Here is a 15,183-nt window from a genome sequence, read left to right as displayed (position 1 = left end):
TCCCGCATCCGCACCAGCCGACTCCCGAAAGGAATCCCTGATCACCGTGACGGCGCAGCAACACTCGAGTTGGGCCAGCTTCACCGGCGACGCGAACCCCTACGGAGGCGGCGACCCGTACGCGGACTACCGCACCGCCGACTTCCCCTTCACCCAGTACGCCAACCTCGCCGACCGGCAGCTGGGCGCCGGTGTCATCGCCGCCAACGACGAGTTCTTCGCCCAGCGCGAGAACCTGCTGGTCCCCGAGCCGGCCGAGTTCGACCCCGAGCACTTCGGGCACAAGGGCAAGATCATGGACGGCTGGGAGACCCGCCGCCGGCGTGGTGTCTGCGCCGAGCACCCCTGGCCCACGGCCGAGGACCACGACTGGGCGCTGGTCCGGCTCGGCGCGCCCGGTGTGATCCGCGGGATCGTCGTCGACACCGCCCACTTCCGCGGCAACTACCCGCAGGCCGTCTCGGTCGAAGGCGCCTCCGTACCCGGCTCGCCGTCCCCCGAGGAACTGCTGGGCGACGACGTCAAGTGGACGACCCTCGTCCCGCGCACCGCGGTCGGCGGCCACGCGGCGAACGGCTTCGGGGTCACCGTCGAGCAGCGCTTCACGCACCTGCGTGTCAACCAGCACCCCGACGGCGGCATCGCCCGCCTGCGCGTGTACGGCGAGGTCGTCCCGGACCCGAAGTGGCTGGAGGTGCTCGGCACCTTCGACGTGGTCGCCCTGGAGAACGGCGGCCAGGTCGAGGACGCCTCCAACCTCTTCTACTCCCCGGCCACCAACACCATCCAGCCGGGCCGCTCCCGCAAGATGGACGACGGCTGGGAGACCCGCCGCCGCCGCGACCAGGGCAACGACTGGATCCGCTACCGGCTGGTGTCCCAGTCCCAGATCCGCGCGATCGAGATCGACACCGCCTACCTGAAGGGCAACAGCGCCGGCTGGGCCTCGGTCTCCGTCAGGGACGGGGAGGACGGCGACTGGACCGAGATCCTCCCGCGCACCCGCCTGCAGCCCGACACCAACCACCGCTTCGTACTGCCGCAGCCGGCCGTCGGCACGCACGCGCGTGTCGACATCTTCCCCGACGGCGGCATCTCCCGCCTGCGCCTGTTCGGCTCCCTGACCGAGGAGGGCGCGACCCGGCTCGCCGCCCGCCACCAGGAACTGGGCGGCTGACCCGCCCCCACGCGCGCGTGGGGCGCCCCGGCCGGACAGCACCGGGGCACCCCACGTGTCACTCACCCGGACTCGTTTCCCCCGCCCGGAACCTTTGCGTCCACCTCTCGCGTTCTTCCCCACGTGACCCTTCAGCAAGAGATCGTCGGCAATGCCATGCAGATGGCGGTCGTCAACCTGCACCCCGGCCAGACCGTGTACTGCGAGGCCGGGAAGTTCCTGTTCAAGACCACGGACGTGACCATGGAGACGCGGCTGTCCGGTCCGTCGGGCAACGGCGGGCGGCAGCAGAACGGCTCGGGCGGTGGCATGGGCGGCATGCTGCGCCAGGCCATGGGCACCGCCATGCAGGTCGGTCAGCGCGTGCTCGCGGGCGAGTCGCTGGCGTTCCAGTACTTCACCGCCCAGGGCGGCCAGGGCACGGTCGGCTTCGCGGGCGTGCTCCCCGGTGAGATGCGCGCCCTGGAGCTGGACGGCACGCGCGCCTGGTTCGCGGAGAAGGACGCCTTCGTGGCCGCCGAGTCCACCGTCGACTTCGGCATCGCCTTCGCCGGCGGCCGCACCGGCATGAGCGGCGGCGAGGGCTTCGTCCTGGAGAAGTTCACCGGACACGGCACGGTGATCATCGCGGGCGCGGGCAACTTCATCGACCTGAACCCGGCGGACTTCGGCGGCCGCATCGAGGTCGACACCGGCTGCGTGGTCGCCTTCGAGGAGGGCATCCAGTACGGCGTCCAGCGCGTGGGCGGCCTCAACCGGCAGGGGATCATGAACGCCGTGTTCGGCGGCGAGGGCCTGTCCCTGGCCACCCTGGAGGGCAACGGCCGGGTGATCCTGCAGTCCCTCACCATCGAGAGCCTCGCCAACGCCCTGAAGAAGGCCCAGGGCGGCGACAAGCAGGGCCCGACCGGCGGACTGTTCTCCACCCACACCGGCTGAACCGATGAGTTGCGGGTGCGTGCGGGGTCTGAGCTGATGACAGCAGACCCCGCACCCGGAAGAAGGCACCCGTCATGGGCAAGCTCGTCTCCACCGTCTTCGTCACCCTCGACGGCGTCCACCAGGCGCCCGGCGGCCCCCAGGAGGACCCCAGCGGGGGCTTCGACCAGGGCGGCTGGAGCTTCCCGTACGGCGACGACGACTTCGGCCGGTTCGTCGACGAGGTCTTCGGCGGCGTCGGCGCGTTCCTCCTCGGCCGCCGGACCTACGACATCTTCGCCTCGTACTGGCCGAAGGTGACCGACCCCGCCAACCCGATCGCCTCGAAGCTGAACACCCTCCCGAAGTACGTCGTCTCCTCCACCCTCCGGGCGCCCGGGTGGTCCGGCACCACGGTCGTCAGCGGTGATCTCGCCAAGGAGGTCACGGCCCTCAAGGAGCGCACGGACGGCGAACTCCAGATCCACGGCAGCGGCGCCCTGGTGCGCTCCCTGATGGACCTGCGGCTCGTCGACACCCTGCACCTGCTGACCTTCCCGGTCGTCCTCGGCGCCGGCCGCCGCCTCTTCGTGGACGGCGCGGCCCCCACCCGGTTCACGCACCGGGCCGGGCGCGTCACCGGGTCGGGCGTCTCCATCCAGACGTACGACGTCGCGGGCAGCCCCGACTACGGGTCGTACGACCTCCCCGAGGGGGAGGCCTGAGCGCCGCACCGGAGACCTCCGCTTCGGCCTCAGCAGCCGAAGTCGACGAGCCTGAACGTGGCGTAGTGATCGGACGTGTAGTAGTCCTCCTCGTACTTCTCACCGGTGACGATGCGGCGCGCTCCGCGCGTGGGGGAGCCCGGCGTGATCACGGTGTACTCGTGGTAGTAGCCGGACGTCCTGCTGGGCAGGACGCCTTCGCGGTTCGAGAAGACGGTGCCGTCCTGCGAGTAGGGGAAGGGACCGCCCTGGTCGATCAGGTCGAGCGTGTCGTACGCCTGGGCGGGCAGGGCGCTGTGGCAGACGCTGCCGACCGCGGCGTTCGCCGTGGTGGCGGAGACGGTGCCGCCCACGAGGAGGGCGGACAGGAGAGTGGCTGCGGCGCCGATCCGAGCGGCGCTGTGGGGGATTCGCATGCCCTCATGGTGACGCGCGTAGAGCATGGCATGTCAACGACAACATGAAGTTTTCGCCGTCAAGTCCGATGATTTTTCGGGGCGTTAACCTGGGCGGCCGACGGCTCCATGGGACCTGCACAGGCCGTTCACCGGCGCACCACCGTCAGCGGCACGGCGACACACCCGGCACGCACCCTCAACCGGTCGCGCCGTCGAAAGTCCACAGTGGTGCGAACCGGCTTACGACGCGGGGCTGTTGGAGGACGGGCACCAAGCGGCCGCCCCAGGCGTTGTCCCTGTACCGGGATGAGCCCGGAAGCCTCGGGGGGAGTCCGGAAGGGGAGCGATGGACAGGCAACGGGTCGTCGATCTGCGGGAGTTCGCGGACACATTGCACCGTGATCCCCATGCGGTGTACGCCCGCCTGCGCGAGCAGGGCCCCGTGCACCGGGTCCGGCTGCCGGGAGCGGACGAGGGCTACGAGACCTGGCTGATCGTGGGGTACGAAGAGGCACGCAGGGCCCTGGCCGACCCCCGGCTGGCCAAGGACGGCGCCAAGATCGGCGCGACCTTCCTGGACGAGGAGATGATCGGCAAGCACCTGCTGGCCACCGACCCGCCTCAGCACACCCGCCTGCGCGGCCTCGTCACCCGCGCGTTCACGATGCGCCGGGTGGAGGAGCTGCGCCCGCGGATCCAGCGGATCACCGACGACCTGCTGGACGAGATGCTGCCGCGCGGCCACGGCGACCTCATCGGCTCCCTCGCCTTCCCGCTGCCCATCACCGTCATCTGCGAACTCCTCGGCGTCCCGGACATGGACCGCGCGGAGTTCCGGAAGATGTCCACCGAGGTGGTCGCCCCGACCAACGGGACCACCGAGTACGACGCGATCGTCCGCCTCGCCGAGTACCTGACCGAGCTGATCGAGGACAAGCGGTCCACCGGGCCGACCGACGACCTGCTGAGCGACCTGATCCGCACCACCGACGAGGGCGGCGACCGGCTCTCCCCGCAGGAACTGCGCGGCATGGCCTACCTGCTGCTCATCGCCGGCCACGAGACCACGGTCAACCTCATCGGCAACGGCGTCCTCGCCCTCCTCACCCACCCCGGCCAACTCGCCGCCCTGCGGGCCGACATGAGCCTCCTGGACGGCGCGGTCGAGGAGATGCTGCGCTACGAGGGCCCGGTGCAGAGCGCCACGTTCCGGTACGCCGCCGAGCCCCTGGAGATCGCCGGCACGCCCATCGAGCAGGGCGAGCACGTGGTGGTCGGCCTCACCGCCGCCCAGCGCGACGGCGAGCGCTACCGCGACCCGCACCGCTTCGACATCCGCCGTGACACCCGCGGCCACCTGGCCTTCGGCCACGGCATCCACTACTGCGTGGGCGCACCCCTGGCCCGCCTGGAGGGCCGTATCGCTGTCGGCACCCTCCTGCGGCGCGCCCCCGGCCTCGCGCTCGACGGCTCGCCGGGCGAGTGGCTGCCGGGCCTGCTGATGAGGGGGATGCGCAGCCTTCCGGTGCGCTGGTGAGCGGCCCGCGGAGTCAGTCCCGGGACGGCCCCGCCCGGTCCGGGATCTCGGCCAGCCGCACCGGCCGGTGCTCGCGCCGGGACACCTCGCAGGCCTCGGCGACCCGCAGCGCCTGCAACGCCTCCCGGCCGTCGCACGGGTTGGGCCGCTCGCCGCGCACCACCTCCACGAAAGCGGCCAGCTCGGCCTCGTAGGCGGGCCCGAACCGCTCCAGGAACCCCGTCCACGGCTTGTCCGCGGGCGGTGGCCCGGTCGGCTCGGTGGAGGCGAGCGGGGTGCGGTCGTCCAGGCCCACCACCACCGTGTCCCGCTCGCCGGCCAGCTCCATGCGCACGTCGTAGCCCGCGCCGTTCAGCCGGGTCGCCGTCGCCGAGGCCAGGGTGCCGTCGTCCAGCGTGAGCAGCGCCGCGCCGGTGTCGATGTCACCGGCCTCGCGGAACATCGCGGGACCGCCGGCGGAGCCGGTGGCGTACACGTCGGCCACCTCGCGGCCCGTCACCCAGCGCAGCACGTCGAAGTCGTGGATCAGCGTGTCCCGGAACAGCCCGCCGGACAGCGGCAGCCACTCCGCCGGGGGAGGGGACTGGTCGCAGGTCAGGGCCCGTACGGTGTGCAGCCGCCCGAGCCGTCCGGCGCGCACCGCCTCCCGGGCGCCGGCATAGCCCGCGTCGAACCGCCGCTGGAAGCCCATCTGCAGCACGGTCCCGGCCGCCTCCACCTCGGCGAGAGCCTGCAGCGTGCCGGGCAGGTCGAGGGCGATCGGCTTCTCGCAGAAGACCGGCAGACCCGAGCGTGCCGCCCGGCCGATCAGTTCGGCGTGGGCCGCCGTCGCCGCGGTGATCACCACCGCGTCCACGCCCCACCGGAAGACCTCGTCCACCCCCGGCGCCGCCGTCTCGCCCAGCCGGTGCGCCAGCTCCTGCGCCCGCGCCGGGTCCGCGTCCGTGAGGATCAGGGATCCGACCTCGCGGTGACGGCTGAGCGTCCTCGCGTGAATGGTGCCGATACGGCCCGTACCGATGACCCCGATGCGCATGGAATCAAAGTGAGGGCCGACCCCGGGGGCTGTCAATCCGTATGTCCGGACAATCGGACTACACAACTTCCCGTCAACCCGTCACGGAGATACGCTCGGGCCCGTGCCGAAACCTGATGTGGACCCGACCGTGTCGCTCGACCTCCGTGTGGACCGTAGCTCCCCGGTGCCGTTGTACTTCCAGCTCTCCCAGCAGCTGGAGGCCGCCATCGGGCACGGCAGCCTCACTCCGGGCAGTCTGCTGGGAAACGAGATCGAGCTGGCCGCGCGGCTCGGTCTGTCCCGGCCGACCGTCCGCCAGGCCATCCAGTCACTCGTCGACAAAGGGCTTCTCGTCCGCCGCCGGGGTGTCGGCACCCAGGTCGTGCACAGCCAGGTCAAGCGCCCCCTGGAACTGAGCAGCCTCTACGACGACCTGGAGGCGGCCGGCCAGCGCCCCGCGACCAAGGTCCTGGTCAACACCGTCGTTCCCGCCTCCGCCGAGGTCGCCGCGGCGCTCGCGGTCACCGAGGGGAGCGACGTCCACCGCATCGAGCGCCTGCGCCTCGCGCACGGCGAGCCGATGGCCTATCTGGTCAACCACCTGCCGCCCGGCCTGCTCGACCTGGAGACCGGTCAGCTGGAGGCCACCGGTCTGTACCGGCTGATGCGCTCCGCCGGGATCACCCTGCACAGCGCCCGCCAGTCCATCGGCGCCCGCGGTGCCACGTCCGCCGAGGCCGAGCGGCTCGCCGAGGCGGAGGGTGCCCCGCTGCTCACCATGCAGCGCACCACCTTCGACGACACCGGCCGCGCGGTCGAGTTCGGCGACCACACCTACCGTCCCACGCTTTACTCCTTCGAGTTCCAGCTGCTCGTACGGCCCTGACAGCACAGCCGGCATTCGTCGCAATGTCCGGACAAGGGGACCGGTGCGCGGTCCCCGGTCGTGTCATGGGTGTTCCCCGTGTTCGATACTGAAGTGTTTGGGGCTGGTGAGATCACCGCCGGGGCGCGCCGACGGTGAGGTCGCCCGCCCCTCACGCACGTCGGAGCAGACCGAGAGCACAGCAAGAAGGGCACGGCCTCGTGGCACGGTTTCGGACCTGGGTAGGCATAGCGCTGGCGGGGGCACTCTCCGTGTCCCTGGCGGGGTGCAGCAGCACCGGCGGCAAACGGGCCGAGGACGCCCGCAAGGCCGCCGCGGCCCAGGGCAGGGCGGCGGTGAACACGCCCCGCTGGACCTTCGCGATGATCACCCACTCGGGAGACGGCGACACCTTCTGGGACATCGTGCAGAGCGGTGCCAAGCAGGCCGCCCTCAAGGACAACATCACATTCCTCTACTCGCACGACGACGAGGCCCAGCAGCAGGCACAGCTGGTGGACGCGGCCGTGGACAAGAAGGTCGACGCCATCATCGTCACCCTCGCCAAGCCGGACGCCATGAAGGCCGCCCTGGCCCGCGCGGAGAAGGCCGGCATCCCGGTGATCACGGTCAACTCCGGCTCCGAGGAGTCCAAGGCCTTCGGCGCCCTCACCCACATCGGCCAGGACGAGACCATCGCCGGTGAGGCCGTGGGCGACGAGCTGAACAAGCGCGGGAAGAAGAAGGCTCTGTGCGTCCTGCACGAGCAGGGCAACGTCGGCCACGAGCAGCGCTGCGACGGCGTCGCCAAGACCTTCCACGGCACGCTGCGGAAGCTCTACGTCAACGGCACCAACATGCCCGACGTGCAGTCCGCGATCGAGGCCAAGCTCCAGGCCGACCGGTCCCTCGACGCCGTCGTCACCCTCGGCGCCCCCTACGCCGACACCGCCGTGAAGGCGAAGACCGACGCGGGCAGCGAGGCCGAGGTCGACACCTTCGACCTCAACGCCAAGGTGGCCGCGGAACTGAAGGACGGCACCCTCGGCTTCGCCGTGGACCAGCAGCCGTACCTCCAGGGCTACCAGGCGGTCGACCTGCTGTGGCTGTACAAGTACAACGGCGACGTCCTCGGCGGCGGCAAGCCGGTGCTCACCGGACCGCAGATCATCACCAGGGACCAGGCGTCCGCGCTCGCGGAGTACACCGATCGGGGCACCCGATGAGCGCCACCACGGAGCGGACGGCCGACGGGACGCCCCACAAGCCGGACGACGAAAGGATTCTGCGGACCTCGCCGCTGCGCAAGCTGCTCGCGCGCCCGGAACTGGGCTCGGCCGTCGGCGCCCTCGCGGTCTTCGCCGTCTTCGCCGTCGCCGCCGACGGCTTCCTGCGCGCCGCCAGCCTCAGCACCATCCTGTACGCGTCCTCGACCATCGGCATCATGGCCGTACCCGTGGCCCTGCTGATGATCGGCGGCGAGTTCGATCTGTCGGCCGGTGTCCTGGTGACGTCGTCCGCCCTGATCTCCTCGATGTTCAGCTATCAGATGACGGCGAACACCTGGGTCGGTGTGGGCGTGTCCCTGATGGTCACCCTGGCCGTCGGCGCCTTCAACGGCTTCATGCTCACCCGCACCGGGCTGCCCAGCTTCATCATCACGCTGGGCACCTTCCTGATGCTGACCGGCATGAACCTCGGCTTCACCAAGCTGATCGACGGCACCGTCTCCACCAAGACCATCGCCGACATGGAGGGCTTCAAGAGCGCCCACGACGTCTTCGCCGCGACGCTCACCGTCGGCGGCGTCGACTTCAAGGTCACCATCCTGTGGTGGCTGGGCCTGGTCGCCCTCGCCTCCTGGGTCCTGCTGCGCACCCGCGCCGGCAACTGGATCTTCGCCGTCGGCGGCAACCAGGACGCGGCCCGCGCGGTCGGCGTCCCGGTCGCCAAGACCAAGATCGGCCTCTACATGGGCGTCGCCCTCGGCGCCTGGATCTCCGGCCAGCACCTGCTCTTCTCCTTCGACGCCGTCCAGTCCGGCGAGGGCGTCGGCAACGAGCTGATCTACATCATCGCGGCCGTCATCGGCGGCTGCCTCATCACCGGCGGCTACGGCAGCGCGATCGGCTCGGCCGTCGGCGCCCTGCTGTTCGGCATGACCAGCAAGGGCATCGTCTTCGCCGAGTGGAACCCCGACTGGTTCAAGTTCTTCCTCGGAGCGATGCTGCTCCTCGCGACCCTGCTCAACGCCTGGGTCCGCAAGCGCGCGGAGGCGACGACATGACGCAGACCGAGACGCGTACGGCCCTGGTGGAGCTGTCCGGTGTCAGCAAGCACTACGGCAACGTCCGGGCCCTGGAGGGCGTGTCCCTGGAGGTCCACGCGGGCGAGATCACCTGCGTCCTCGGCGACAACGGGGCCGGCAAGTCGACCCTGATCAAGATCATCGCGGGCCTGCACCGGCACGACGGCGGCACCCTGTGCGTCGAGGGCGAGGAGACCTCGCTGTCCTCCCCGCGAGAAGCCCTGGACCGCGGCGTCGCCACGGTCTACCAGGACCTCGCGGTCGTCCCCCTGATGCCGGTCTGGCGCAACTTCTTCCTCGGCTCCGAGCCCCGCAAGGGCGCGGGCCCCTTCAAGCGCCTCGACATCGACCTCATGCGCCGCACCACCCGCGAGGCCCTGCTCCGCATGGGCATCGACCTCCGGGACGTCGACCAGCCCATCGGCACCCTCTCCGGCGGCGAACGCCAGTGCGTGGCGATCGCCCGGGCGGTCCACTTCGGCGCGAAGGTCCTGGTTCTGGACGAGCCGACGGCGGCGCTGGGCGTGAAGCAGTCCGGTGTGGTGCTGAAGTATGTGGCGGCGGCACGCGACGAGGGCCTCGGTGTTGTTCTGATCACCCACAACCCGCATCACGCGTACCTGGTGGGGGACAGATTCATACTCCTGCGCCGGGGCGCGATGGTGGGCAATCACACACGGGACGCGATCACCCTGGACGAGCTGACGCGACAGATGGCCGGAGGATCCGACCTGGACGCCCTGCGCCACGAACTGCGGCGCGACTGAGGGCCGCGGCGCCGCGTCCGTTCGCGGACGCGATCGGCGACGCGCGCGCACCCGGCGTTGATCGCGCGCTTCCCGTCGCCGCCCCACGCGGCACCCGGCGTGAGGGTGCGGCACAATCGACCAACGATGAGCACCTACCGCGACCTCACCGCCCCCATCGGCTCCCGCCGCGCCCCGGTCCTCCGTACGGTCGGGACCAGGGAACGCCGCTCCCATCTGACGGCACCCCGGGTGCCGACGGTGGGCATCGACATCGGCGGCACCAAGGTCATGGCGGGTGTCGTGGACGCCGACGGCAACATCCTGGAGCACCTCCGCGCGGAGACCCCGGACAAGTCCAAGAGCCCCAAGGTCGTCGAGGACACCATCGTCGAACTGGTCCTGGACCTGTCCGACCGGCACGACGTGCACGCGGTCGGCATCGGCGCGGCCGGCTGGGTCGACGCCGACCGCAACCGCGTCCTGTTCGCCCCCCACCTGTCCTGGCGCAACGAACCCCTCAGGGACCGTCTCGCCGGCCGTCTGTCCGTGCCGGTCCTCGTGGACAACGACGCCAACACCGCCGCCTGGGCGGAGTGGCGTTTCGGCGCCGGCCGGGGCGAGGACCACCTCGTCATGATCACCCTCGGTACCGGCATCGGCGGCGCCATCCTGGAGGACGGCCAGGTCAAGCGCGGCAAGTACGGCGTCGCCGGCGAGTTCGGCCACATGCAGGTCGTGCCCGGCGGCCACCGCTGCCCGTGCGGCAACCGCGGCTGCTGGGAGCAGTACAGCTCCGGCAACGCACTGGTCCGCGAGGCCAGGGAGCTGGCTGCCGCCGACTCCCCGGTCGCCTACGGGATCATCGAGCACGTCAAGGGCAACATCGGTGACATCACCGGCCCGATGATCACCGAGCTGGCCCGCGAGGGCGACGCGATGTGCGTCGAGCTGCTCCAGGACATCGGCCAGTGGCTCGGCGTCGGCATCGCCAACCTCGCCGCCGCCCTCGACCCGTCCTGCTTCGTGATCGGCGGAGGCGTCAGCGCCGCCGACGACCTGCTCATCGGCCCCGCCCGGGACGCCTTCAAGCGCCACCTCACCGGCCGCGGCTACCGCCCCGAGGCCCGCATCACCCGCGCCCAGCTCGGCCCCGAGGCCGGCATGGTGGGCGCCGCCGACCTGGCCCGGCTCGTCGCCCGCCGCTTCCGCCGCGCCAAGCGGCGCCGGGTGGAGCGCCACGAGCGCTACGAGCGGTACGCCCAGACCCGCCGCGACCAGGACACCGCGTGACCGCGTCGCTGCCCCGCCAGGCCGCCCCGCCGGACGAACCGCGCCGGCCCGCCGAGGACCCGCGCCACAAGGCCAGACGCCGGGCGCTCACCCTGCTGATCATCGGCCTGCTCATCGGCGTACCGGCCGGCTACCTGGTGATCTCCGCGAACCAGAGCCGCAACAGCGGCAAGGACAAGGAAGCGAAGTACTCCGCGACCGGCCTCACCCCCGGCTGGCCGTCGAAGGTGCAGCGCCGCCTCTACCAGGTGACCGTCCCGCATCCCGCCGACCGCATCGCCTACTACGAGACGAACAACTGGAAGACCAGCCGCCTCTACGTGCAGTTCCGCACCAACGCGGCCGGCCTCGACAGCTTCCTGGGAGCCACGGGCGTGCGCCGGGACCAGCTGAAGAAGGACGACATCACCATCAGCGCCCGCGACCAGAAGGTCTCCGGCTGGCACTTCACCGGCCCCGGGCCCTGGTCGGGCCTCACCCACGACCAGAAGAACCCGGCGCCCACCCAGGACGTGGTCGTGAACATGTCCGACCCGAACTACCCGATGGTGTACGTCGTCTCCCGCACGGTTCCCTGACCGGTGCCGCGATCGCAGGCCCCGGCCGGTCCCCGGAGCCGATTGTCAGACCCCGCCCGTAGAGTCGAAGACATCTGATCCGACGCACGGGCGGGAGGTGGCAGGACGTATGAGCGGCGGCACGGCAGCGGTGGCCGAGCGCACGGGGGCTTCCGGGCGGACCGGGAACCCGGTCCCGGTCCGCCTCGCGTCCGTCTACCTGCCCGCGCCCCTCCCGCGTGCGGGCCGCATCGCCTTCTGGGAGCCCGACGGCGGCCCCCTGCCCGCCGACGGCGACACCGGAGGCGACCTCGCCGAGCTGACGGTCGTACGACGCCACGGTCCCGGTGTGCGCCGCCGGCAGGTCCCCGCGCTCACCCTGCCGCTCGCCGAGGCCCTGCCGTTGCTGGTCCGCGCCCGGCGCGACCCGGCCGCCCACCCGGCCACGGCCTGCTGGGGCGCCGCCGCCCTGCACGCCCTGCGCCTGGTCGCCCGCGGCCGCCTGCTGCCGGGCCTGACCACGAGCGGCCACGACGCCTGGCGGGCCGGCCCGCTGGAACCCGGCGACATCGCCCACCTGCGCGCCATCGCCGCCGCCCTGCCACCGGAGGGCCACGCCGTGCCCCTCCCGGACCCCGGCCCGCTCCGGCTGCCCGAGCCGGAAGCGCTGATCCGCTCCTTCCTGGACGCGGTCGCCGACACCCTGCCCCGCACCCCCGCCGCCCCCTGCGTCTCCGGCCGGCCCTTCGCCGCCCGCGAGGCCCAGGCCCTGCCCCAGGCCCACGAGTGGGCGGCCGAGGTCGCCGCCGGGATGGACGCGGGCGTGCGCATCTCGCTCCGCCTGGACCTGTCCGCGTACGACGTCTTCGACGCCGGAGCGAGCGAGGGCGCGCGTGCCGCGGGGGCGGCGGTCGTGCAGGTGCACAGCCTCGCCGACCCCACCCTGGTGGCCGACGCGGCGGCCCTGTGGGCGGGGGAGGCCGACACGGCGTTCGGGCCCCGCGCGCGCGTCGACGCGGCCCTCGCCGTCCGGCGCGCGGCCCGCGTGTGGCCGCCCCTGGACCGGCTCACCGAACAGGACGTACCCGATGTCCTCGCCCTGTCCGAGGCGGAGGTGGCCGAGCTGCTCGGCGTCGCGGCCGGCCGGCTCGCCGCCGCCGGGGTGGCCGTGCACTGGCCCCGGGACCTCGCCCGCGACCTGACGGCCGCCGCGGTGGTCCGCCCGGCCCCCGGCTCGGCGACCGACGGCACCGGTTTCTTCGAGAGCGAGGACCTGCTCCAGTTCCGCTGGCAGCTGGCGCTCGGCGGCGAACCGCTCAGCGAGGCCGAGATGGACGCGCTCGCCGAGGCCCACCGGCCCGTCGTACGGCTCCGGGACCGCTGGGTGCTCGTCGACCCCGCCCTCGTCCGCAAGGCCCGCAAGCGCGAGCTCGGCCTGCTGGATCCGGTCGACGCCCTGTCCGTGGCTCTCAGCGGCACCGCCGAGGTCGACGGCGAGACCGTCGACGCCGTCCCCGTGGGCGCCCTGGCCGCCCTCCGCGACCGCCTCACGGCGGGCCTCCGCCCCGCCGACCCGCCCACCGGTCTCGACGCCACCCTCCGCGACTACCAGCTGCGCGGCCTCGCCTGGCTCGACCTGATGACCTCCCTCGGCCTCGGCGGCTGCCTCGCCGACGACATGGGCCTCGGCAAGACCGTCACGCTCATCGCCCTGCACCTGAAGCGGGACCGCAGCGAGCCGACCCTCGTCGTCTGCCCGGCCTCCCTCCTCGGCAACTGGCAGCGGGAGATCACCCGGTTCGCGCCCGGCGTCCCCGTCCGCCGCTTCCACGGTCCCGACCGGACCCTGGACGGCCTCGAGAGCGGCTTCGTGCTCACCACGTACGGCACCATGCGCTCGGCCGCGGCCCGCCTCGCCGAGCAGCCCTGGGGCATGGTCGTCGCCGACGAGGCCCAGCACGTGAAGAACCCCTACTCGGCCACCGCCAAGGCGCTGCGCACCATCCCGGCACCCGCGCGCGTGGCGCTCACCGGCACTCCGGTGGAGAACAACCTCTCCGAACTGTGGGCCCTGCTCGACTGGACCACCCCCGGGCTCCTCGGCCCTCTCAAGTCCTTCCGCGCCCGGCACGCCCGCGCGGTGGAGAACGGCGAGGACGAGGAAGCGGTGGAGCGTCTGGCCCGGCTGGTCCGGCCCTTCCTGCTGCGCCGCAAGAAGTCCGACCCCGGTATCGTCCCCGAGCTGCCGCCCAAGACCGAGACGGACCACCCGGTACCGCTCACCCGGGAACAGGCCGCGCTGTACGAGGCGGTGGTGCGCGAGTCGCTGCTGGCCATCGAGACCGCGGACGGCATCGCCCGCCGTGGCCTGGTCCTGAAGCTCCTCGGCGCGCTCAAGCAGATCTGCGACCACCCGGCGCTGTACCTGAAGGAGGACGCGCCCGCCGACCGGGCGGCCGCCGCCCGCTCCGGCAAGCTCGCCCTTCTCGACGAGCTGTTGGACACCCTGCTCGCCGAGGACGGCTCGGCGCTCGTGTTCACCCAGTACGTCGGCATGGCCCGCCTCATCACCGCCCACCTGTCCGCCCGCGCGATCCCCGTGGAGCTCCTGCACGGCGGTACACCGGTTCCGGAGCGCGAGCGCATGGTCGACCGCTTCCAGAACGGCGAGACCCCGGTCCTCGTGCTGTCGCTGAAGGCGGCCGGCACGGGCCTGAACCTCACCCGCGCAGGCCACGTCGTCCACTTCGACCGCTGGTGGAACCCGGCCGTCGAGGAACAGGCCACGGACCGCGCCTACCGCATCGGCCAGACCCAGCCCGTCCAGGTCCACCGCCTGGTCACCGAGGGCACGGTCGAGGACCGCATCGCCGAGATGCTGACCGCCAAGCGCGCGCTGGCCGACGCCATCCTGGGCTCCGGCGAGGCGGCGCTCACCGAACTGACGGACCGTGAACTGTCCGACCTCGTCTCGCTGCGGAGGACGTCATGACGGGCGCGGACGCCGCCCGCCGAGCCCTGCGGGCGGCACGGGAGCGGGCACGGGCCGAGCGGGAGGACGCGGCCCGGACGGCGCGGGACGCGGCTGCGGCAGAGGGCACGTCTCCCGACAGGGCCCAGGCGCCGCACGGCCCTGCCGGGGACGGCACAGAACTCTCCGACAGCACCGAGCCGAGGCCCGGCGACGTGGCACGAGCGGCCCTCAGGGCGGCCGCCTCCACCCGCCGGGGTGACGTCGAAGCACCGCCGGCCACCGTCGCGGTACCACCGGCCGACGCCCCGGAGCACGCCTCACGTCCCGCGTCGCCACCGGCCGCAGCTCCGGAGCACGCCTCTCGTTCGGCGTCGGAGGCCGGTTCCACCGCGCCTGCACAGGCCGAAGCCTCGGAGTACGCCTCTCGTTCGGCGTCGGAGGCCGGTTCCACCGCGCCTGCACAGGCCGAAGCCCCGGAGTACGCCTCTCGTTCGGCGCCGGGGGCCGGTTCCACCGCGCCGGCGCCGGACGAAGCCCCGGAGTACGCCTCTCGTTCCGCGTCGGAGGCCGGTTCCACCGAGGCCGCGGGGGGTCGCCGGCCCGGTGACGCCGCCCGGGAGGCGCTTCGCGCGGCCCGGCGGGAGGCGCTGCGTGCCGAAACGGCGGA

At 72.4% G+C, this 15,183-nt stretch carries 13 protein-coding genes; 11 read left to right on the top strand and 2 right to left on the bottom strand.

The window, feature by feature from the left end; all coding sequences use genetic code 11:
* The first annotated feature begins 46 nt into the window (after positions 1–46).
* The 3 genes from alc (at position 47) to AC07C1_RS03580 (ending at position 2,820) form a co-directional block, all read left to right on the top strand.
* A complete protein-coding gene (alc, locus tag AC07C1_RS03590; protein WP_478936658.1) occupies positions 47–1,177 on the top strand; it encodes an allantoicase in 1,131 nt (376 codons plus the stop codon).
* Positions 1,178–1,300: 123 nt separating this feature from the next.
* Complete coding sequence (locus AC07C1_RS03585; protein WP_478936655.1) at positions 1,301–2,116, top strand: AIM24 family protein; 816 nt, start codon at positions 1,301–1,303, stop codon at positions 2,114–2,116.
* Between the two features lie 74 nt (positions 2,117–2,190).
* Entirely contained in the window at positions 2,191–2,820 is a 630-nt protein-coding gene (locus AC07C1_RS03580; RefSeq protein WP_478936654.1) for a dihydrofolate reductase family protein, read from the top strand.
* 29 nt (positions 2,821–2,849) lie between these two features.
* On the opposite strand, the gene AC07C1_RS03575 is transcribed toward AC07C1_RS03580, so the two are convergent.
* Positions 2,850–3,236 carry a guanyl-specific ribonuclease gene (locus AC07C1_RS03575; RefSeq protein WP_478936652.1) on the bottom strand — a complete coding sequence of 129 codons (387 nt, stop codon included), beginning with the start codon at positions 3,234–3,236 and terminating at the stop codon, positions 2,850–2,852.
* A gap of 328 nt (positions 3,237–3,564) precedes the next feature.
* Between AC07C1_RS03575 and AC07C1_RS03570 the strand changes: the two genes are divergently transcribed.
* The gene (locus AC07C1_RS03570) at positions 3,565–4,755 is read left to right on the top strand and encodes a cytochrome P450 family protein (RefSeq protein WP_478936650.1); all 1,191 of its coding nucleotides are present in this window, start codon (positions 3,565–3,567) and stop codon (positions 4,753–4,755) included.
* Positions 4,756–4,768: 13 nt separating this feature from the next.
* Here the strand turns inward: AC07C1_RS03570 and AC07C1_RS03565 are convergent, their stop codons facing one another.
* A complete protein-coding gene (locus AC07C1_RS03565; protein ID WP_478936649.1) occupies positions 4,769–5,791 on the bottom strand; it encodes a Gfo/Idh/MocA family protein in 1,023 nt (340 codons plus the stop codon).
* 130 nt (positions 5,792–5,921) lie between these two features.
* On the opposite strand from AC07C1_RS03565, the gene AC07C1_RS03560 reads away from it, so the two are divergent.
* From AC07C1_RS03560 to AC07C1_RS03530, 7 genes are all read left to right on the top strand, one after another.
* Positions 5,922–6,659, top strand: a complete 738-nt coding sequence (locus tag AC07C1_RS03560; RefSeq protein WP_478937216.1) for a GntR family transcriptional regulator — start codon at positions 5,922–5,924, stop codon at positions 6,657–6,659.
* A gap of 200 nt (positions 6,660–6,859) precedes the next feature.
* Positions 6,860–7,864, top strand: a complete 1,005-nt coding sequence (locus AC07C1_RS03555) for a sugar ABC transporter substrate-binding protein (protein WP_478936647.1) — start codon at positions 6,860–6,862, stop codon at positions 7,862–7,864.
* On the top strand, positions 7,861–8,925 hold the full coding sequence (locus AC07C1_RS03550; RefSeq protein ID WP_478936646.1) for an ABC transporter permease: 1,065 nt from the start codon (positions 7,861–7,863) through the stop codon (positions 8,923–8,925). The genes AC07C1_RS03555 and AC07C1_RS03550 overlap by 4 nt, the downstream gene beginning before the upstream one ends.
* Positions 8,922–9,713 (top strand): ATP-binding cassette domain-containing protein, encoded by a 792-nt coding sequence (locus tag AC07C1_RS03545; protein WP_478936644.1) that lies wholly within the window; start codon positions 8,922–8,924, stop codon positions 9,711–9,713. The genes AC07C1_RS03550 and AC07C1_RS03545 overlap by 4 nt, the downstream gene beginning before the upstream one ends.
* A gap of 126 nt (positions 9,714–9,839) precedes the next feature.
* The gene (locus AC07C1_RS03540; protein WP_478936642.1) at positions 9,840–10,985 is read left to right on the top strand and encodes an ROK family glucokinase; all 1,146 of its coding nucleotides are present in this window, start codon (positions 9,840–9,842) and stop codon (positions 10,983–10,985) included.
* Complete coding sequence (locus AC07C1_RS03535) at positions 10,982–11,563, top strand: sugar kinase (RefSeq protein WP_478936641.1); 582 nt, start codon at positions 10,982–10,984, stop codon at positions 11,561–11,563. The genes AC07C1_RS03540 and AC07C1_RS03535 overlap by 4 nt, the downstream gene beginning before the upstream one ends.
* A 109-nt stretch (positions 11,564–11,672) precedes the next feature.
* On the top strand, positions 11,673–14,534 hold the full coding sequence (locus AC07C1_RS03530; protein WP_478936640.1) for a DEAD/DEAH box helicase: 2,862 nt from the start codon (positions 11,673–11,675) through the stop codon (positions 14,532–14,534).
* The last annotated feature ends 649 nt before the right edge of the window (positions 14,535–15,183 follow it).

This window comes from Streptomyces sp. NPDC045022, from assembly GCF_056432605.1.
This window is presented reverse-complemented; position numbering and strand designations above follow the sequence as displayed.